The organism is Candidatus Babeliaceae bacterium (genome assembly GCA_041660765.1).
Classification (GTDB): domain Bacteria; phylum Babelota; class Babeliae; order Babelales; family Babelaceae; genus JBAZVR01.
In genome coordinates this window covers 40192-61690 of record JBAZVR010000004.1, presented here as the reverse complement: position 1 = coordinate 61690, position 21499 = coordinate 40192, and the positions used below count along the sequence as shown (strand labels likewise).

At 36.4% G+C, this 21499-nt stretch carries 21 protein-coding genes and 1 tRNA gene; 8 read left to right on the top strand and 14 right to left on the bottom strand.

The features are described 5' to 3' along the window. Window positions 1-17: 17 nt before the first annotated feature. Window positions 18-395: a hypothetical protein gene (locus tag WC707_06620; protein ID MFA6066826.1), complete on the bottom strand. Its 378-nt coding sequence runs from the start codon at window positions 393-395 to the stop codon at window positions 18-20. Window positions 396-548: 153 nt separating this feature from the next. On the opposite strand from WC707_06620, the gene WC707_06615 reads away from it, so the two are divergent. Then, the gene (locus WC707_06615; protein MFA6066825.1) at window positions 549-1394 is read left to right on the top strand and encodes a hypothetical protein; all 846 of its coding nucleotides are present in this window, start codon (window positions 549-551) and stop codon (window positions 1392-1394) included. Here the strand turns inward: WC707_06615 and WC707_06610 are convergent. The 5 genes from WC707_06610 to WC707_06590 form a co-directional block, all read right to left on the bottom strand. Further along, entirely contained in the window at window positions 1389-1862 is a 474-nt protein-coding gene (locus WC707_06610; GenBank protein MFA6066824.1) for a DNA starvation/stationary phase protection protein, read from the bottom strand. The genes WC707_06615 and WC707_06610 overlap by 6 nt on opposite strands. 93 nt (window positions 1863-1955) lie before the next feature. Further along, window positions 1956-2858 (bottom strand): hypothetical protein, encoded by a 903-nt coding sequence (locus WC707_06605; GenBank protein MFA6066823.1) that lies wholly within the window; start codon window positions 2856-2858, stop codon window positions 1956-1958. 86 nt (window positions 2859-2944) lie between these two features. Next, the gene (gene polA / locus WC707_06600) at window positions 2945-5650 is read right to left on the bottom strand and encodes a DNA polymerase I (GenBank protein MFA6066822.1); all 2706 of its coding nucleotides are present in this window, start codon (window positions 5648-5650) and stop codon (window positions 2945-2947) included. Window positions 5651-5697: 47 nt separating this feature from the next. Next, window positions 5698-6642 carry a hypothetical protein gene (locus WC707_06595; protein MFA6066821.1) on the bottom strand — a complete coding sequence of 315 codons (945 nt, stop codon included), beginning with the start codon at window positions 6640-6642 and terminating at the stop codon, window positions 5698-5700. Window positions 6643-6646: 4 nt separating this feature from the next. After that, entirely contained in the window at window positions 6647-7567 is a 921-nt protein-coding gene (locus tag WC707_06590; GenBank protein ID MFA6066820.1) for a hypothetical protein, read from the bottom strand. Window positions 7568-7721: 154 nt separating this feature from the next. On the opposite strand from WC707_06590, the gene WC707_06585 reads away from it, so the two are divergent. Beyond that, the gene (locus tag WC707_06585) at window positions 7722-9143 is read left to right on the top strand and encodes a hypothetical protein (GenBank protein MFA6066819.1); all 1422 of its coding nucleotides are present in this window, start codon (window positions 7722-7724) and stop codon (window positions 9141-9143) included. Here WC707_06585 and glyA read toward each other — a convergent pair. Continuing rightward, window positions 9131-10369 carry a serine hydroxymethyltransferase gene (gene glyA, locus WC707_06580; protein MFA6066818.1) on the bottom strand — a complete coding sequence of 413 codons (1239 nt, stop codon included), beginning with the start codon at window positions 10367-10369 and terminating at the stop codon, window positions 9131-9133. The genes WC707_06585 and glyA overlap by 13 nt on opposite strands. Before the next feature lie 130 nt (window positions 10370-10499). Here glyA and WC707_06575 point away from each other — a divergent pair, with 130 nt between their 5' ends. The 3 genes from WC707_06575 to nusB all read left to right on the top strand — a co-directional run bounded on the left by WC707_06575 (window position 10500) and on the right by nusB (window position 12570). After that, entirely contained in the window at window positions 10500-11408 is a 909-nt protein-coding gene (locus WC707_06575) for an endonuclease/exonuclease/phosphatase family protein (GenBank protein ID MFA6066817.1), read from the top strand. A gap of 92 nt (window positions 11409-11500) precedes the next feature. Further along, window positions 11501-12070: an elongation factor P gene (gene efp / locus WC707_06570; protein MFA6066816.1), complete on the top strand. Its 570-nt coding sequence runs from the start codon at window positions 11501-11503 to the stop codon at window positions 12068-12070. Between the two features lie 11 nt (window positions 12071-12081). Beyond that, on the top strand, window positions 12082-12570 hold the full coding sequence (gene nusB, locus WC707_06565; protein ID MFA6066815.1) for a transcription antitermination factor NusB: 489 nt from the start codon (window positions 12082-12084) through the stop codon (window positions 12568-12570). Window positions 12571-12591: 21 nt separating this feature from the next. On the opposite strand, the gene WC707_06560 is transcribed toward nusB, so the two are convergent. The 3 genes from WC707_06560 to WC707_06550 form a co-directional block, all read right to left on the bottom strand. Further along, window positions 12592-13467: a ubiquitin carboxyl-terminal hydrolase family protein gene (locus tag WC707_06560; protein MFA6066814.1), complete on the bottom strand. Its 876-nt coding sequence runs from the start codon at window positions 13465-13467 to the stop codon at window positions 12592-12594. Further along, window positions 13448-13726 carry a hypothetical protein gene (locus WC707_06555; GenBank protein MFA6066813.1) on the bottom strand — a complete coding sequence of 93 codons (279 nt, stop codon included), beginning with the start codon at window positions 13724-13726 and terminating at the stop codon, window positions 13448-13450. The genes WC707_06560 and WC707_06555 overlap by 20 nt, the downstream gene beginning before the upstream one ends. 142 nt (window positions 13727-13868) lie before the next feature. Then, window positions 13869-13945 (bottom strand) — tRNA-Met (locus WC707_06550). Between the two features lie 217 nt (window positions 13946-14162). On the opposite strand from WC707_06550, the gene WC707_06545 reads away from it, so the two are divergent. Next, a complete protein-coding gene (locus WC707_06545; protein MFA6066812.1) occupies window positions 14163-15116 on the top strand; it encodes a hypothetical protein in 954 nt (317 codons plus the stop codon). A gap of 3 nt (window positions 15117-15119) precedes the next feature. On the opposite strand, the gene WC707_06540 is transcribed toward WC707_06545, so the two are convergent. Then, window positions 15120-15476, bottom strand: coding sequence for a 4'-phosphopantetheinyl transferase superfamily protein (locus WC707_06540; protein ID MFA6066811.1), 357 nt, complete (start codon window positions 15474-15476; stop codon window positions 15120-15122). Beyond that, entirely contained in the window at window positions 15469-17004 is a 1536-nt protein-coding gene (locus WC707_06535; GenBank protein MFA6066810.1) for a YifB family Mg chelatase-like AAA ATPase, read from the bottom strand. Before WC707_06535 ends, WC707_06540 begins: the two co-directional genes overlap by 8 nt. A 154-nt stretch (window positions 17005-17158) precedes the next feature. Here WC707_06535 and WC707_06530 point away from each other — a divergent pair, with 154 nt between their 5' ends. Continuing rightward, entirely contained in the window at window positions 17159-19465 is a 2307-nt protein-coding gene (locus tag WC707_06530) for a hypothetical protein (protein MFA6066809.1), read from the top strand. A gap of 11 nt (window positions 19466-19476) precedes the next feature. Then, on the top strand, window positions 19477-20733 hold the full coding sequence (locus WC707_06525; protein ID MFA6066808.1) for a hypothetical protein: 1257 nt from the start codon (window positions 19477-19479) through the stop codon (window positions 20731-20733). Here WC707_06525 and WC707_06520 read toward each other — a convergent pair. Both WC707_06520 and WC707_06515 read right to left on the bottom strand, forming a co-directional pair. Then, window positions 20730-21170 (bottom strand): hypothetical protein, encoded by a 441-nt coding sequence (locus tag WC707_06520; protein MFA6066807.1) that lies wholly within the window; start codon window positions 21168-21170, stop codon window positions 20730-20732. The genes WC707_06525 and WC707_06520 overlap by 4 nt on opposite strands. A 63-nt stretch (window positions 21171-21233) precedes the next feature. Next, window positions 21234-21479: a hypothetical protein gene (locus WC707_06515; protein ID MFA6066806.1), complete on the bottom strand. Its 246-nt coding sequence runs from the start codon at window positions 21477-21479 to the stop codon at window positions 21234-21236. Window positions 21480-21499: the final 20 nt, after the last annotated feature.

Genomic DNA, 21499 nt, shown 5'->3' with positions numbered 1-21499 from the left:
TAAACCCCTTAACTTAGTTATTCAGTTTCTGGAAAGTCAGCAGCAGGATAGTCACCATTACCATAAGGGAACTCTTCTTCAGCTTCTTCAAAAACTGAGTTGGTCATATGGCTGCTATTTTTAGGTTCAATAAACTCTTCTTCAGTAAATTCTTCTACTACAGGCTCATTTTTATGCACCACGGTATGCGTTCTTGCCTCACCACCCTTAAACGGCGCCTCAGCAACATCAACTGCTCCATGAACAGCGCCTTCAGCAACATCAACCGCACCATGGACAGTACCACGAGCAACATCACCAATACCATGACCTATTTCTGATAAACCCTCACCTATACCAGCCTGTAAACCAAACACAAACCCGCAGCACAGGGCACTATGCAATAACTTTTTCATAACTATACTCCTCTAGAATTTTGGACTTTACTATCTCTACTATTAATTATAGTTCAATCTGAATATAAATATCAATATTTGCTTATTTCTAGGCTTTTTTATAGTCTAAAAATACGCCATACACCATCAAGGCAATCTCTCGAAAAGAACTATATGTTAAAAAAGAACTTTAAAGTACTAGGCACCTGGCTAATAAATTTTTTAGAGCTCCAGCTGTTTATTACGCTCGCAACCTGGCCCTTACTCATCAGCTGGGGGATCCCGCTTTCATATGCAAGCCCCTTAGGCAATTTGCTGGGCAACCCACTTTTATCTTTATTTTTATGCTTATCGAGCCTGATTTTTATAACAGAACTTATGTGTATACCAAACAATTGGATAATTTCTCTTTTAGAGGCATGCACTCGCACATGGAATGCGTGTAATACCCATATAGCACCACATGCCATGCTGATAGCAACTCCAGCGCAACCACCCATATTTTTATTGATTATACCTATATGCGCACTGATAATTATGCACTATAGAAAAAAGATACAAACTATTACACGTATCAGCATGTTATGCCTTTTTTTAGGCATTATGACGCTGTTATTCAAAAAAAATCATACAACTGCAAAAATAGATCTACTATATAAAAATAAAGCGCTGTCACTCAGCATACATAACAATAAAAGTTATCTTATTATGCATAGCGCTCATCGAACAAGACCAAGTAATCAAAAAAAAATACATTCATGGATACAATATACTCTCAGACCGGCACTTGCGTATCATTATGGCCACGTACAACTTGAAGCATTATGCTTAATGCAACCACATCACGATGCATATTTATTAGCTCAAGAACTATGTAAAAAACATATGATCAAAAAAATGTATCTTTACACAAACAAAACTCAAACGCATCAAGAATTGTACGATGATCTTATCGCTGTCGCGAAGCGCAATACTATAACAATTACGCATATTGATCGCATATACACAACAAAATTATAAAAGATGGGCGCGAAGCATCCACGCTGTTTTTTCATGCTTTTCAATAATATCGGTTAAAAAATTACTGGTACCGGCATCACCCTTTTCAAGCGTACTATCAATTTCTTTACGAATAAGGCGAATAATAATCTCATGACCTACAAGCAAATCAGCAATCATGTCCATATCGTTTGGATATTTTCCTGGCGCTTCTTCGACCTTACTTTCTTGCAAAAATTCTGTAAGCGTACCGAGTGAATAATGCCCCAATGAACGCACTCGCTCTGCAACATCATCAATAATAGAAAAAAGTTGCTCATACTGCTCTTTAAAAAGAAGATGTAATGGCCCAAAACACTGACTTTCAACATTCCAATGATACTTCAATGTTTTAGTGTACAAAACGTATTCATATGAAAGTATAACGTTTAATATATGGGCAATCTCTTTTCTATGCTTGTCAGATATGCCTAATGCAATTTTTATCATAGCAACTCCCTGTTATCATATGTAAATCTAAAAAAAGATAGCACAAAAAGATAACGGGAGTTAATAGTATATTTTTATTGCAATGGCAATTCGTCAATCGATATTAAATTTATTCTCTATCAATGCTTGTCTAATACGTTGTGGATATAATTTTAAATATTGAGAATAATGAGCAGGCCCATAATCCATAGTTGAATTTTTCAATTCAATCGCATATCTACCACGACCAAAAATAGCATATAACATATCGGCCGGTTGCATTGCTTTTTGTGACTTTTCTTGATCATTCAATATTATTTTATTTTTCTCAGGCAACAGTAATTCTTTAAGAAATGCATCAAAATATTTGGCTTCCCGTGTTTCATCAATATGCGCGGCAACATAGACTTGTAAAAAGCGTTCCTCATCATTATGCTCAATCACCGCCATATTGTGAGCAATAGTTTTTATAGCGTATGGAACAAAAAACTTCGATGCCTCGCCTCGCAACATGTCAGACACCAAACTATGCATGTGTTTATTGACACGTCCAAAATTTTTTATATTTACGATTTGTTGAATACCATCAATAGACCTGAATTGTGCCGGAAAATCAAGCTCCCAATGCATTAATTTATTTAATGCATTTTCATTAAATTTTTTACCGTGTATTTCAATAATATCATCAAGTTTATTATCTTTTCGGGAACCTTTATGCTTGAAGAACGCTACGATTTTCCCAACTCCCTTTTTTTTTGGCTCATCAATTATCCGTTCTTCTTCCGGATAATATTCATCATCAAAAAAAGAAACCCCTAAGAGATGTCTTTGACCGAACTCATTTTTTTCCATTCCATCATTTATATTGTCCCTAAACGTCAATAATTTTTGCCCAATCAAGCACTGGATTTCATCAGGCAATCGACTGATATAATCAATCTTACCTGGATTATGAGTTGATTGCTCCATAGCGCCAAGAGATAGTACGTAGAAAAATGGTAATAGTTTTTTAAACATAGTTGTATTCGATAGTAGTGTATTAAAAAAATGTTAATTACTGGACAACAAGTATACAGATAATAATAAAAATAAAAATATTTTTATTACTTACTTACTTGATTCCAATCATTTCCAATTCTTGTTGTAACAATAAGTGGAATATTCCATTGAACGACATTTTCTAGCGTTTGTTTAACAAGAAGTTCGATTTCTGTAGCCATATGTTCCGGCACACTTAATAATAATTCATCATGAATCTGAAGAACCATTTTTACATCGGGATATTGTTCTGCAAGTTGTTTATCAAGAGCGAGCATACCAAGTTTCATAATTTCTGCGGCCGTACCCTGGCCAACGGTATTAATCGCCATTCTACGAGCAAGCTCATACAATGATTTGTTTTTTTCATAAATACCAGGTAAATATCTACGCCTACCCCACAAGGTCGTCACATAGCCCTTGTCTTTGGTTTCTGCAACTACGCGCTCCATCCAAGTCACAACGCCAGGATATTGCTCAAAATATTTTTCTATATATATTTTTGCCGTAGTAAATGGAATATCAAGATCTTTTGCCAAACCATACGGCGTAAGGCCATACAAAATACTAAAATTGATACGCTTGGCAACCTGCCGCTGCTCTGGAGTAACATCTGCAACAGGAACATCAAAAAGCCCGCTTGCTGTTTTGACATGCACATCTTGTCCCTCTAAAAATGCCCGAACCAAGGTCGCATCCTGCGAAACATACGCAAGCACGCGCAACTCAATTTGCGAATAATCTGCAGAAAGAAAAACCGATCCAAGCGGCGGTTTAAATGCAGACCTGATCTGAATGCGAGTTGGAGAATGTACGGGAATATTTTGCAAATTGGGATCACTGCTTGCCAATCGACCCGTTGCCGTTTTTGTTTGACTAAAGCTTGTATGAATTTTTCCCGTGCTTGCATTAATATATGTTGGTAGCGCATCTATGTACGTCGATTTGAGCTTAAATAATTCTCGATATTGTATAATAAGTCCGGGAATAATATGCACCTTAGCAAGCTCCTGCAATACTTCATAATCAGTAGAATAACTCGTTCTTTGCGTTGTTTTTCTCGTCGGCGTTAACCCTAATGCTACAAATAATAACTCTTCCAATTGCTTTGGAGAATTAAGATTGATATCTGCATAATCAGGACCAATAAGATTAATAATCATCGTACGGATTTCTTGCAGTTTGCTTGTTGCTTCTTGATCAATAACATTCAGCACCGCACCATCAAGCATGATACCTTCTTTTTCCATAGCATATAATATTTGAACAAGCGGCAATTCAATATCATAAAATAACGCTTCTTGTTCATATTTTTTTAATTCGCTGTGCAAGAGCGGCACTAGTTGAAACGTTTGGTGGGCATCGGCTGCTGCATATTCAACGGCCTGGTCATAGGGTACTTCTGCAAAGTTTTTATATCCCTTTTTTTTAACAATATCATCAAAAAAAATCATCTCTTCATTCAAAAATGATCGTGATAAATACTTAAGGCCAATCCGCTGCCAGTCTTGCGTCACTAAGCTTGCCGCTACTAACGTATCAAAAACAATATTATGTACTTCCGCACCAGCCTTATAAATGACCAGTTGATCAAATTTTGCATGATGAAAATATTTTTTAATGGACATGTCTAAAAAAAGCGGTTTCAATGCTTGCATTACAACATTTTTTTCAAGTTGAGGCCCACTGTTTTTATGATCAATGGGGATATAAAAAGCAGTACCTACTTGTACACATAGAGAAATACCAACAATGCGTGCTTGTAATGGATCTAAACCATCAGTTTCTGTATCGATAGAACATACTTTATGCGTTGCTATAAGAGCACACAGTTTATTAAGTTGCTCGTGCGTTGTAACCACTTCGAAAGAATAGTTTTTTTTCTCTGATAATGGTAGTTGCACCTGCTCATGCGCTGGAAAATCTTTGAGTAAAGATTTAAACTCAAGCTTTTCAAAAAAAGCACGCGCATTAAAAATCGTATCACGATTAAACAAAAAATCATCGCGCTTAAGATGTAATGAGTAATACCGTAACGCAAACAGTTGCTCGCTTAACAATGCATTATCTTGGGCTGCTTGCAATAATTCCCGCGTGCGCTCTTTAGATACTGTATCAATGCGTGCATACAATTGTTCTAGAGAATCAAACTGGACAACAAGATCATGGGCGCCCTTTGGACCAATGCCACGTACCCCAGGAATATTATCAGAGGTGTCGCCTATTAAGGCAAAATAAAATACGAGTTTTGATAATGGAAATCCATATTTTTCTTCTAATAATGTTTGTGTTAAAAAAATATCTTTAAACGGATCAAAAATAACAATATCTTCGGTGACTGCTTGTCGCATGTCTTTATCAGACGTTATAAACACTGTCGTATACCCATGCAGATGAAAATCTTGTGCGATTGAATACATAAGATCATCGGCTTCAATACCAGCAACCTGCACTTGCTTGAGGCCTATAATATCAGCGTATTCTTGTATCATTTTTTTTTGTTCAAAAAGATCGCTCGGCGGCGCTTGACGCGTTGCTTTATATTCCTGAAATAATTCGTGACGTACTGTTTTTTGAGGCGAGTCCCATACAACTGCAATGTTTTTTGGATCAAACTGTTTAATTAATTTTAATATCATACGGCAAAAGCCATAGACCGCTTGTATTGTTTGCCCCGAGCTTGTATGCATAGGCTTAAGACCATAATAAGCCCTATACAAAAAAGAAGACCCATCGATAACAAAAATTGTTTTTTCTTTAATAAATTTCATAAATACCTTTGTGCTAATATATTTCTTTATAGTATATAGAGTGTGCTTTAAAACGCAGTACTTATATTAAGCCAATAAGCGTATATTTTGGTATTAAATCTTTGTGCATGACCTATATTAAAGCCTGCGCCCAACAATAGTGGTATTTTTAACACAGGAAATTCTTTAAACATGCGACTATACGTTGCATATGCACTTTGACGTATAAATAAATGTGTTGTTATTTTTTGAGGCGGCACAACAACCGCTTGATTGCTAAACAACGTTACGTTATAACCTGTTTCAAAAATATTTTTACCTCTTCTGTACTGTACAGAAGCAAGAATATCGGTGAGGTTGCCCGGTTCAATTTGAGCATTGCATGGTAAAATGGGATACCACTTTCTATTGAAAAAATGCACAAATCTTGCCTGACCTATCATAATTAAAGATTGCTGCACGCTTTGAATAATGGCATAAGAAGCTTCTGCCCCAAGACCCAATCCAAAAAACCTTGTGCCCACCAATGTATCATATCTTTCTGCTAGCGTAAGTTTTCTGCGCGTCGGAAAACCCGCAAGCCCATATACTACATATTGTGTTTTTTTATTGGGGAAAAATGCCCGTCCACCGGACAAAATAATGTCATCAATACCGAGTCGAGAGGCGCAAATATTTGTTGTTCCGTGTGATTGCACGCGTTCCTTTTCTAATCCGGTGGTAATTTCAAACCACCATGACTGTTGCGGCCCAATATAACGTAGGTTAAAAAGCGATCCCCCGGCTATCCTTTTATCATAAACATTAACACCCAACGCCGGATCAACAATATGCCTACTTCTGGTATAGGCTATGGGAAGAGCCGTGGCGATCCATACCGGCTTATCTTTTTTACCCAAAATTGCAGAAACATTAAATACTCTTCTGATTTTCATGTTATACACAAGCGTAACTGCATGCATATGCAAACTGGAGAAACTCAGTACAAAAAAGATAAGTTTTTTCATGTTCATATAACTACAATAATCCTTCTAAAACCAACAAATCCCTATATAACATGGAAAGCACTCTATCTACTTCTATACCTAAAGCAAGCGGCGATAACAACTTAACAATTTCATCACGCGTAAAATCATGCGGTATGTTTTGCAGCGAATACACATGTTCAGCGATTTCTTTTTTGCTTATATCTTTTAACAATTCTATTAAAAGATAATCTCTGTCTTTAACCATTTTTTCAATAAGTTTCCTACTAAATAAATTTAAGACTCCATCTAATAAAAAAAACTTCTTATTCAATGTTGTTTCAGAATTTTTATCAAAATAATGCTGTATCATAATAAGCATAGTAAGCAATTTGTAATAATTATTTAAATTTCCTTCAGATTCTTCTTGGTCTGACGATTGGGCATTTAGATAATCCGGCAATAATAAAAACTTAGTATTATTGATACTTGTTAGCTTTTCCAATAGCTCCGTATCTTGTTTAAAAAAAACATATTGAGCCTTTTTCTCATTTTCCTGTATCATATTCCTCAGTGCGCGCTCCAAGCTATTGTTAAGCTTAAAAATGGTTCTGAAACTAGTCATAAAATAAAGGCTTATATAAATTTTGGCATAAACAGGCCTAAATGTATTTAAAAGCGCTTTCCGCATAGACGCGTTTTGTGTATTTGAAATTATTTTTGCTATTTTATTTTTATATTCCAATTCTTTTTTCAGTTGAACCAAATAACCATCATGCTGGAAATCAATCCATAAAATTCCATCTACAAGACCATGCAGGAAATTTTCATATTCAGCGGGCGTTGTAGGGGGATCAAACTGCTCTGATGGTTCGCCTTGCTGTGCATTCCTTAACGATGCCGCAAGATAGAATAACCCAGAAGCACTTTGTTGACACATAAAAAAACTGAATAATAATATTTTTATTTTCATACAGTCCCTCATAAAATTACAACCAAAATGCTTTTTTATTTTAAATAGGCAAACACGAAATATGCAAGAAATTGACAAGATATACAGTTTATTTACTTATCAATTATTTTTATTGAATGCTTATAATAATTATCAAATGTATAGAGAGAAAATTATGAACAAAAATATTATCTATTTATTATCCATAACATGCTCATCACAATTATTTTGCGCACAGGATAAAGAAATTCTAGTGATGATTGATCATGTGGTGCAAAAAATTAGCCCGCAGACGACCTGCGCTGTTACAGAATGGGCAAACAAGCTAGAAAATGCATGCATATGTTGCTTGGTTAAACAGGCGCCTCTACTCGCAGAAAAAACAATTACCGCTTCAGAAATTATCAACAACTGCATAACCAATGGCCTGTGCAATGAAACTATTATTGATACACTTTCTGAAAAGCATGGCGGAGCCAATAAAACAGAAGATGTTCTTAAAAAATTAATTATGGATCTTTACGAAAAATCAGTAATGATAAAAGAAATAGAAGCAACCGATACGATGGTTGATAAATTTTTGGGAGGCTATTTTACGCCAGAAGGCCTCAAAATTTTTTTAGAGACAGCACATGCAACAGGCAAATTACCTAATCCAGACTTTAAACAAGTTGCATGTCTCAACACTAACAATATTCAAGACGCCGAAGCGGGCAAATTTACCAATCAACTGTTTTCTATAACATCTTCTTGCAGCGTACCATCCGGCAGGCAATATATTCTTAAAGAAGTTGGCCCTATTGAAGGCGATATAATCGCCGAACCATACGCATTATTACAAGCATCGCTTATGCCGGGCATACAAGAATTTGTGTATTCGCATGACAAAAAAGATAGCAATAAAAATTTCCCATCTATTGTTTTACCTGAAGCTTATTTTTCTTACACGTATGATAATATGCTGCATATACTCGAGCTTATGCCAAAAGCTCCGGGAATTCGTTTGTATGATTATCAAATTAATTTTGCAAACAACACTGCAAAAGCGGCTCATGCGTATAAAACGTTGGGCTCGCAAATGGCGCACTTTTATAAAAAATTTATGCAACATGAGCCAGGTAAAATATTGGGACCTACTATCACGCATGGAGACTTTCACAATAAAAATATATTTTTCGATGAAGCGAGCGATAAAATAAGTCTTATTGACAACGTAAATCTTATACTGTCAGCAAAGAAACATAGAGATATAAGCGAAGATATCGCCAATATATTTTATACATTTATGAACATTAAGAAGAAAGACGAAAAAAATTTATGGTTTTATACAATTACCAAGAATTTTATTGAAGGTTATCTACAAGCTTATGAACAAGAACCTATTACCACCAAAGAAAAAATAGTTGATGAATTACATAAAAAATTGCACAGCAAAAAAGATCAATATTCTATGTATAAAGAATATATAGATCGAGCCGTTCAGGATGTTTTGGCAAGTATGCAACCGAACATTCCATTTGATGTGCAGCCATTAGAACAATGTGCTCAGGATCTTGCACTATTAGCAGAAATACTTACCGTATCTTACTCTGCATAAATAGGGAATGCATCACACAAACGAAGTACGCTTTGTTTAATTTTTGCTAAATATATTTCATCAGTGTGGTGCTTAATAACGTCATCAATAAGATCAACCATGGCAATACATTCTTGTTCACGCATGCCACGAGTTGTAATAGCAGCAGAACCGATTCTGATCCCACTCGTTATCCATGGCTTTTCAGGGTCTCCCGGAATACAACTACGACTCACACTGATTCCAGCTTTTTCTAAAGCAACTTCTGCAGCACGTCCAGTAATATTTTTATTGCGCAAATCTATAATAAAAAGATGATTATCTGTTCCACCAGTCACTATGACATAACCACGATTGATAAATTCACGCGCCAATAATGCACAGTTTTTTATCACCTGTTGTTGATACGTAATAAATGCCGGAGTTAAAGCTTCTTTAAAACATACCGCCTTTGCTGCAATAACGTGCATAAGAGGCCCACCCTGCGTACCAGGCATAATTGCTTTATCGATAGCTTCTTTAAAATTATTTTTACAAAGAATAAATCCACCACGTGGACCACGCAACGTCTTATGAGTAGTACTTGTCACGCAATCAGCATACGGCACCGGAGATGGATGAACGCCAGCCGCTACGAGGCCAGAAATATGTGCCATATCAACTAATAATAATGCGCCAACTTGTTGAGCAATCTGGGCAAATTTTTCAAAATCAATAATCCTAGAATAAGCAGACGCTCCGGCTATAATTAATTTTGGCTTGTGTTGATCGGCCAGTTCATAGATAGCTTGATAATTCAAAAGACCTGTTTCTAAATCAACACCATATTGAATAGCGCGATAAACAGACCCAGAAAAATTAACCGCATGTCCATGAGTTAAATGACCGCCAGTCGCCAGACTCATTCCCATAATAAGCTCTCCCGGTTTTACAAGGGCAGTATAAGCAGCCATATTTGCCTGAGATCCAGCATGCGGCTGCACATTAACATGTTGAGCATTAAAAAGCGTTTTGCATCGTTCTATGGCAAGCAATTCCGCCTGATCAACTACCTGGCATCCACCATAATAACGCTTGCCAGAATAACCCTCGGCATATTTATTAGTAAGAATTGAACCAGTAGCTTCTAATATTGCCTTACTCGTATAATTTTCTGAAGCTATTAAATTTAACTCGTGCTCTTCACGCAATAATTCATGAGAAACGATAGCTGCTATTTCTGGATCATTTTTTATTAAATATGACATATGCCCACCTTGTAAAAATTTTTTTTAGTTTATCTTAAAGATCCAAGAATTTATAGTTTTGCTCAAATATTGCATTAATTATTAATTTTTTTTTATAATAAAAATAAAAGCATTATGCAGGATACATAATATGAATATGATAAAATTTTTTTTTACAATTTTTATACCATGCACTGCAATGATCGTGAACTGCTCTCCAAAATACATTGGAATAAAATCGCTTGCAAAAGACCCTCAGGCATTGCGCATCATGTCATTTAATATTAGGCGCGATGGTGCAGAACCAAAACTTGAATATACATGGAATAAAAGAAAAAACGTCTTGATCGAACTCATAAGAGATTTTGATCCTGATATTATCAGCCTACAAGAAGCAAAAAACAATCAAATTAAAGACATTATACAAGCCTTCAATCAAAAATATGATTGGATCGGCGAAGGCAGAAAAGATAAAAAATGGCTTATTTTTTCTGAACCAGGTGAGCATGCACCCATATTATATAAAAAAAATATATGTAAAGTCGCCAATTCAGGGACCTTTTGGTTAAATAAAGATCAAAAAAAAGGAAAACCGGGATGGGGAGCCACCCTCAATAGAATTTGCACATGGGGAAAATTTACTCTTAAAAATCAGCCACAACCTCTCTTTGTTTTCAACACACACCTTGACAATAGCTCCCAAGAAGCACGAACACAAGGATTACAGCTCATTTTGAATTTTATTGATGCAAAAACAAGAGGAGCTGATCCACTTATACTGACGGGTGATTTTAATGAAGATCGTGTCGCTTCAAAATATAGTACTATCATAAAAAATAGAATATTTGATACCGACCATCTCGCCGATCTTAACAACGCCGCATTTGGGGTAAGCGGGTCATTCGGATGGGGCAAGCCGAGACCAGGCATTATCGACTATATTTTTATTAATAATAAGAATTATTTTGATGTTTTACACAGCATGAGAGTAAGCAGAACAGATGAACGCCCAGTAAGTGATCATAGCGCACTGGTTGTTGATGTTGTTATTAAAAAGTAATATACAGGTTTTTATTGCTTTTTCACCGAGTCTTTTTATACTTAATATAATGCGTATTACTATGAATTTTAAGCGTTTCTGAGGATAAAAATATGGTTTCTGCATCTGAATTTAAAAGAGGGACTAAAATTCTTTATAAAGAAGAGCCCTATTCTGTTTTAGAATATGTGCACGTCAAGCCTGGTAAAGGCGGTGCGTTCATGAGAACAAAAATGAAAAATCTAATATCAGGATTGGTACATGAGGAAACGTTTAGATCTGAAGAAAAGTTTCCATCTCCTGATTTAGAACGCCACACCATGATCTATTTGTATGATGAGGATGGGCTATATCAGTTTATGGACCAAGACAGCTATGAACAAGTTGCTCTCAGCAAAGATCAATTGCAGGACGTCCTCGATTATCTTAAAGAACAAGTGGTTTACGACATTCTTTATTTCAGAGACCGACCTATAGCAGTTACCTGTCCAGTTCATATGGAACTCAAAGTTAAAGAAACACTTCCTGGCGTTCGTGGAGACACAGCTCAAGGTGGTGGCACAAAGCCGGCAACTTTAGAAACAGGTTTAGTTCTACAAGTTCCTTTATTTGTTAACGAAAATGATATCATCAAAGTTGACACCCGTGACGCTCGTTATATAGAGCGAGTAACAAAAAAATAAGGAAGATATTCATGGATAGGCCAGAAGACAGTTTATTTGAAGCTTCTGGAGAGTTGGATGCAAGCAAAGAAATTATTATAGAAAATTTGTCAAAGCGCGATGAAAGAATTTTTATTTTTCATTTATTATACGCAATGGATTCTTTTGACTATCAAGCAAGTCTCGAATCAATTGTCGATAATTTTTGTCGCGAATTTAATCTTTCTGTGGCAAGAGATGGCTCGGTCATAGAACAGGTTCGCTCAATTGTTGATAATCGCCTTGCGCTTGATGATCAAATAAAGCCACTTCTTGATAACTGGCGCTTTGATCGTTTGGGCGTTTGTACGCGACTCATTATTCGGCAGGCAATTTGGGAATTGAGAAATACGGATATAGATTCTGCTATTATCATTAACGAAGCGATAGAACTTTCTAAGTGCTTCGCTGAAGATGACGCATATAAGTTTATTAACGGCTTACTTGATGAGTGGGTTAAAAAGAACAAAACGGCTGAATAAGATTATTCACTTTTTAATAATTTATTTTTTTTCATAAACCAATACGTACGGCGTATTGGTTTTTTCGTCGCCGATTTGCAACGAATGCATCGGCGTCACTATTTTGTCATCATCACAAAAATACCACCGTTCCTGTTTCTTAACCAGCGTTACGCAATGACCACGATTTGTATCTGTACCGTTATGCAAGATCACACTCCTCAGCTCATATGATTTTTTTTCTTGCTGATTAGACATAGTATCTACATAGGCGCCAAGATCTAAAAACGGTGGTATTTTTACCGTATTTTTAATTTTTTCTGGATTGCCATTATTTTTATCATACGCATATGGTTTCAATGCAATAACAAAAGAATGCGGCATTGCATTAATACTTAACTGAGTGCTTTGCTCTGTTTTTTGCTTGCAGTGATCACAATCAGCTTTATCATTCGATTCTAAATTTTCAATTTTAAAATTGCTCTCTAAGCAATCCAGCAAATTATCATGGTCAGCATTAACTGCCACATGCAGAATATTATGTTGAGTTAATTTACGCTTAGTAATCTTGCCACATCCCCCTCCTTTGCATCGAGTGGTTTGCCCGAGCAAGAAATGAAATGGTGCTACCATTCTAGGACTACATTTCTCAAAATCTTCAAACATAATACCGATAGCCTCTGCTGGGTCACCCTGCGTGTGAATTGATATCTGATCTTGTCTTTTTTTACCATTGTTATATTTTGCAATAAATGCATGACAAAACTCTCTATGCACATCGATCGCATTTTTTTTATTACTCATTATCTTATCAAACATAGTTAAATAATGTGACGCAAGTCCCTTATCTTGAGCCTTATACAGCGAACTTTTTATATATTGAGGTAAATATCGATCATTAAGCAGGGCTTGAAGCATCGAACTCAAATAGCATATATTGCCAAAATTCTGCAACCGAGGCGGCAATCATGCGATTTTCTTCTTTATGCTTAATAACAATTGAGTTTTTAAATCGAAATCCATTATAAGCAACGAAGGGCTTATTATGAATAATGTCTTTTAATTCAATATTTTCTGTTGTGAGGGCGTCCGCTAGACCTATGCCATTAATGACCCCAGAGGTGGCAAAAAATAAACCGAAAATAAGTTTTGATATTTGTTTTATAGTGTTCTTCATATAACTAATTGTACTACAATTTGACTAATTGTCAATTTTTCAAGCAAGAGAAAATGGGGTATTTTGGGGTGCCTGGGGGTCAAAATTGACCTGGGAGACCTGATAATTTAAAAGAGTGTTTTTTTTGAGGGAATTTGTTTTTTGGTTGCGGGGGCTGGATTTGAACCAGCGACCTTTGGGTTATGAGCCCAACGAGCTACCAGACTGCTCTACCCCGCGATACATTTCAATAAATCAAAGAGATACTTCATATTGTACGCCCTTTTTCATCATTGTCAATTGATTATCGCATGATTAACAGAGAATAATCAGAAAAATAGCGTTAAGTTACGCTTTGCCCCCGATCTAGCTCAATCCCGACTTATATATTTATTGACAAATAGTATATATATGATAAAATTACTCTATATATAAATATATAAAAATGGAGTAAATTATGAAAAAATATCTAATATTAAACACGCTTTTATTGTGCGGCATTCAGGCCTTTGCGCAAGAAGCACCAGATTATTCGATATGCGAAGAAATAAAAAAGCTTGATCCAAATGCGTCAGCAGAAACTTATAGAGAATTTTTTGAAAAAATGCAAAAAAATAGCGTAAATACGGCCGCCTGTGGTTCATATATTTTATTTAAAAAATCTGAAAAAGCTTATAAGCAAATCGCTTCAGAATATAATTTCTCTGATGAGGTTATTGGGGATATGAAAAGTTTTGGATTAGCTTATAGTTGCAGACCATCTGCATCAAACGTTAGGGTTAAAACAGGTAATGCGGTTCAAGAAGAAGTCAGACGACATATGCTTAATACGGTAAAACTGTCTAAAGAAGTAAGAATGGAGCGATTCCCTACCTTACAATCCAACGTAGCTACACAAAACTCTGAATCTTTGGATATTAAGGCTAAATATCCAGAGTATACATTCACTGAAGATTATTACAAAAAACATACTGATCGTACTTTTTCTGTAAATAAAAATAATCAATATAAACATAAGATCATTGTTGATAAAAATAGTCCCTTGGAAGAACAAAAAGGTGCCTTTAATCATGAACTAGGTCACTATTTCTTTGGGGATCATATGCATGATATACTTTTATCAAATATATTTTTCGGTAAAAATATACACGATTTAATACAAGCAAAAAATGGTATACAAAAATTTTATTTTGTACAAGAATATCGAGCAGATTGGTTTATCGGCCTAGTTTCTCCAAAAAGCGATAATTTTGAATACACAAAAAAATCCCTGGAATCAGATTATGACATAGGTGATATTCATCCTAACGACGAACATCCACCGATGGGCAAAAGAATCGATTGGCTTTCACGATGGATTAAGCTTAAACAGGCTGAAGAAAAATCACAAAATGACGGTCCTGCAGCGTAATTGCTAAATTTCTATGATAACAACTGCTGCGGCGGTGGTGCGAGAATGAGTGATACTCGCTGTAGTAGAATACTCAGGTAGTTCCAGCGCCTGCCAGTTGACCTGCAAGCACTGTACAAATTCAGTATTTTTACAAAATACTAAAAATGGTTTTTTATGAATAATAAGCGGGGTTACCGCTTTATAAAAAGCCTCTTTTACCGCAAAACGTGCGGCAAAGCGTTCTGCGCTTTTGCACGGTACCAATAAACAATAATTAATTTCTTGCTGAGAAAAAATACGTAAAAGCTGAGTATTTGTTTTGAGATGCCAGAGAGAAAAACGTTCAATTTCCACAAGATCAAGGCCGATGCTAGCCATTGTTGCGTTCGAATGTTTGATCAAGCGAGCGATACATAATAGCTTCTTGAATATGAGTATGATCAATAATATCGCAATCTTCTAAGTCTGCTATAGTGCGAGCAACTTTGAGCAATTTATGATAACCGCGCATGCTTAAACGTAAGCGTTCAAATGCTTTTTTTACCAACACCTCAGCACGTTCCGTTAATACGCAATAGATTTCCACTTGACCCGACGGCATAGAAGCATTCCATGTATAATTATTTTTAAAACGAGCCTCTTGGCGCTTAATTGCTTTTTCCACTTTTTCAAACAATTGTTGCGAAGAAATATTCTGATCTTTATTTGCTATGGTTTCATATTCTATAGGCTGTACTGCAATTTGCAAATCTATTCTATCAAGAAGCGGTCCCGACAATTTATCTAAATATCGTGCAATATTTTGCGGGGTACAGGTGCAATTTTTTTTCTTATCACCCAAATAACCACACGGACATGGATTAAGCGCCGCTATCAATAAAAATGAAGCAGGAAACGTTAATGAGTGCTGCGCACGCGCTATCGCAACCGTTTTATTTTCTAACGGCTGACGCAATACTTCCAGCGTACTTCTTTTAAACTCCGTTAATTCATCTAAAAAAAGAATGCCGTTATGTGCAAGACTAATTTCTCCGGGCTGCGGCATAGAGCCGCCCCCAACAAGCCCTGCCTGACTCGTTGTATGATGTGGATTGCGCAACGGTCGCTCTGTTACCAAAGCCTGATTACCCAATTTACCACTCACCGAATAAATTTTACTGGTCTCCAAAATTTCATCAAACGTCATCGGCGGCATAATAGTAGAAAGTCGTTTTGCTAACATAGTTTTACCGGACCCAGGCGAGCCAATAAACAGAATATTGTGTCGCCCTGCTGCTGCAATTTGCAATGCGCGCTTGCACTGGACTTGCCCCTTAACCTCGTCAAAATCAACATGATAATGGTGCTTATTTTTTTGAATGACAGGTGCTTGAGTTGGGCTGATATGTTGTTCTTTTTTTATATAAGCAATCAAGTCTAATAAATGACCAACGCCAATCACTTCTATCTCTTTAATAAGCGCCGCCTCTTGTGCATTTTCTAACGGAACAATCAATCGAGTTTTATTAATTTTGTGCGCATCATAGGCTATAGGCAAAGCGCCCTTTATAGGTTTTATTGTTCCATCAAGCGACAACTCTCCCAAAAACAATGTCGTTTGTAAAAAATCTTGCGGTATATCAAGAACCTGCGCTGCATGCAAAATTCCAAGCGCTATAGGTAAATCAAAAATAGTGCCCTCTTTTTTCAAATCAGCTGGCGCCAAATTAACCGTAATTTTACGTTCAGGAAGTTTTACTCCACAATTTTTAAGCGCTGTATGAATTCTTTGGCGGCTTTCTTTAATCGCCGCATCAGGAAGACCAACGATATTAAATTGAAGCATTCCAAAAGAAAGATCGACCTCAACATCGACAGGATAGGCGTCAACGCCTATTGTGGTAGCAGAATATATTTTTGTATACATAATAATATAATAATAATAGCGTATTTAAAGATTTTGATTTTAATAAAATTATAACAGAAAATTTTTATTCTGCAAATAACAAGTAGCCAAAAAATGCGTTACTCGCTATTATTAGATGATTATAAATATCTTTTACCAAAAAAAGGCGCGCATGATGAATATTATTAAGAGCTATTTTTATGTGATATTTCTTTTTATTGCGTTTTTTTCGCAAGAAGCACACAGCATGCGCAATAAAATGATCACGCTTAACAATAGCGCAGAAAAAATTCCCAACCCTTTATTAACACCCTCAAACATCAAATATGCGAGTAAAATAGAGAATAGCAATGCACTATTTTTCGTAAAAATTGATGAGCCGGACACATTGTATTATGCACATGAAGACAGATGCGTTTCGCATTCATGCGCTGATAAAGATGGCGAGACTTCTATTGTCACGCTACAAGGAGAAAATTTCAAGCCCCATGACGACTCAGAAAATCTAACGTTCTTTTTGTGCATGTTAGAAAAAAAGGTCGAAAATAATATTAATTACCAGTGTATGATTGGCACGGTAAAAATTGAAAGCGTCCCTTCTGGCGAAAAGCAAAAAGACTCAGAAGAAGTTCAACAAAACACACTCAAGATATCTTTACAGCCATGGATAGGCATTACTTCTGGCATAAAATCTTCTTCACTTCAAGTTGCTGGAAATACATATGTTCAACAAAAGCTCAAAAGCCTCTATAACCCATTTTACGTTTCTACAGATAATAATAACGACAGTATCGCGATCGCCATTCAACACATTCGCCTACAACACAACAATGAAAAAAAAACGTTTGAGCTTGTAGCACAACCGTTGGTATCGGCCAACGCAATTACTGACAATTGCATTATTGGCGCACGTGGAGCGCATCTGCCCGTATCTATACATGACATTAACAGCATGGAAACAAGTACCGGACTGAGCTATCTACTGGTGCTCGGCGGCTCTGGTTTACCCGAAAACACAAAACGAAAAGTATTTGCGCTGCCTTTAGTTAATATGCCTGGTCATGAGCACTCTGGCATGCTTGCCAAAAAAAATTCGATTCCTTATGAAAGCTTTGTCAATCAACAACCATATCGCTTTATTGGCCGATATTTTGATACGCCAGCAGAATATCCTGGAGATTTATTTCAAGAAGATGATGCACCGGCACGCGTCGGCGGCACAGTACATTTGAATAGCGATATACAATATATTGCTTTGCACGGCGACACCATACACGCCGTTATGCAAGATGATAAACATTATTATTCGCAGGCATTATTTGACCATTATGGGCGCATAAAGAGCTGGACTGATTGGGCTATTATCAATAAAAAACCATTATTTAATGATGCTGATAAAAAAATTATACTCAATGAAAAAGTTACTTCGCTTATTCAGTGCAATTATCTTAATTGCTACAGCGCCACAACAACAGACAAGCTTATATTTATTGACCAACTCGACCACACCAAAACAATAGTATATGACCACAAAATACTCGCAGAAATTGCACCACTATCATCAATAATCAGTGTCGATGATGGGGATCAGCAATGGATTATCGTTGGTGGCGCACATGGATGCGCTGTGCTTATGCAAGAGAATGGTTCTGGCATCGCGCATGAAATTTCTTACCAAGATTTTACTACAATGCAAGAGCATTATTCATGCAAAAAAATTGGGCAATTTTCTCATGTTAAAAAATTATTAGCCGATAACAACACGCTCTATATTATGAATGCCAATCGCCTTGATCGCGTTACACTGTCACCTGAAGCTCTTAAAAACCAATCTTTAACCATAACAGAAACAGCAACCGCAGGCTCCATTACACAACAAAAATATGGGCTCTTTAACGACTGTTTAATAGCAAATAAATTATGCTTACTTGCCACAACAGAAGGGCTTTTTAGAAATAATAATGGCAGTGATATCGCACAATTAGACACGCTATCTGACTGGCACAAGATTCCCCTGGAAGAACACGTAGGACCCATAACAAAACTATTTGCTATAAGTTCTTCTCATCATCATGATAATATCTATGTCTTGAACGCTCATAGAGGTCACAACCAAGCAAGAATTTATCGATTATCAGTAGACATAGCTGATGAAATAACTGACACAACCGTGCAACAACTTCCTGATTGTTTTATTAAAAATAAAAAAAGCTTTTTTATAAATGTCGGCGATTATAGAACTGGATTATACACCAATGGCGGAAACATTTTTTTATATAATAATGCACATGCACCGACAAAACAAAGTCCATTTTGCGAAGTATTACAATCGGGGTGGCAATCAGGCAGGCCATTTGCAACGCGCTCCTCTATAAAGATGCTGCAATTTCCTCATGCACATTGTATCGGCAATTTATTACGCAGTCATGTTACCGGAAATATGGTAATATATGGTGATTTTGGCGTATATACCTATGAATAAAAAGGAATTACATGAACTTTATGAAATGTGTTGATAAAAAATTACTTTTTATTGGTATGTGCCTATTCGGGCATATAAACGGCGGCATGCCGCCGCTCAATCTTTTTGCACCTTACGATTTTTTACTCATTCCACGAGTATGGCCTTATACCAATTTTCAAATAAATATTGCCGATGAACTACTTGTTCATGCGCGCGCTTATCAGGCAGATGATGATGAATTATGTGATACATGGCGTAAGCGAAAAGACGTTCTACAGTTATGGCAAGATGATCAAGATGCACTAGCAGCCGTTAAAGGTGATCTGAGCGATAATTTGGGTCAATTTGCACCGCTCTTTGCTGTTGACGATAATGGAACCATTGGCCATATTATTCCGTATGGAAAACTTGAAGTTAATAATTTTATGCTGTCTGCATGGTACAATTTTTCTTGCCTTAACCTCAGAATTGCAGCACATCTTCCTATTTTTGACGCTCGTCTTAAAAATGTTGTATGGAAAGATGTCACACCTGCACCAGCCGGCATGACCGCCAACGACTACGTTAACGCCCTAGAGGTCTTGGGCAACGTCGATTTAGGCGGATGGCACCGCCAAGGCATTGGCGACCTTGCAACACTTGTATATTGGTTTGGAGATAATCCTCAAGCAAAACAGTATTTAAAAAATGTACGCTTAGCTTTACGAGGCGGATTAACCTATCCAACCGGTAAAAAAAGTGATGTAAATAAACTATTTGCGATTCCATTTGGTTATGGATCCGGCCTAGGCATTATTGGCGCGGGAACCATTGAATTATGGTTTAATCATCATATTCGGGGTGGCATAGACGGCCAATTTCTTCAATTATTTGGATCAACTGCTCGACGACGTATTAAAATTGATCAGGCTCAGACAGACCTATTGTTGTTAACTACAGCAACCACCTATCGTGAATTTGGCTTTAACCAGCACTATACCATATTTATTGAAGCAGCACATTTCTGGCGTGGCTTATCTGCAAAAATTGCCTACCAATATACTAAGCAGCATGAAAGCAAATTATTTGTATGCTCTGATCATTTTGATCCCATAATCGTAAACTCTGCTGAAAATTTGGATGAATTTACCACGCATCATATGGTTTTCAATCTTTCATATGATTTTTATAAAGGCGAAGAAAGAACATTAAAACCATACCTACAACTCTTTTATAAGCATGGTTTCAATGGTAAACGAGCTGTGCTTGCAGATACTATTACAGCGTCTCTCAGCGTCAGCTTTTAAAGCCTAGATTTGAGACTCAATTGATTGATGACGTAAGCTTTCCAGCCATATTTTACTACCACATGTATCTCTTGCAATGCAGCTTTAATTTCATCATGCGACGTTGTACCAAGATGACCAGCAGCTATCTTCCAAAAAATGGTATTAGATAATGATAGGGACGTTTGAGATTGTATAAAATTCATACATTCTGGTGATTGTTTTACATCTTTAAATATTTTTTCAAGAGCTGCATTCTTAAGAACATCGTGTGTATCGAGCGGAATTCGAGTACAGGCAAATTCTAACGTTGCAAATTTTTTGGCGACTAATAACTTTAAAAACTCACCTTCTTTAATATCAAAAATTTTTGTTGGTATCATACACATAACAGCTGTATGAAAACTAAGACAAGCGACATACAACAATACACTATTATAAAAATAAGCTGTCTTCATTATCTCTCTCTATCTCTTTTTTTAATAACACAGGGGCGGGTTTTCACCCGCCCCTTAATTGTTTTAGCAATTTTCTAAGCTTGCTACCAATTCAACGGCTCTGTCAGGAGTAATTTCGCCTGCATCAAGCAATTCTTGAATTCTTTTAATGAAAGAGTTTTTAACTTCTTGTCTGTCTTCGCCATTGTGAACACGTTTTACAAAGCACACTTGCAATTCAGCTGGTGTAATATCTTTTACCAACTCAGGATATGCAGATAATGCACATGTAGAAGCTAATAACACGAAAGAAAGTAATTGTTTTTTCATAATAATCCTTATGGGTTTTT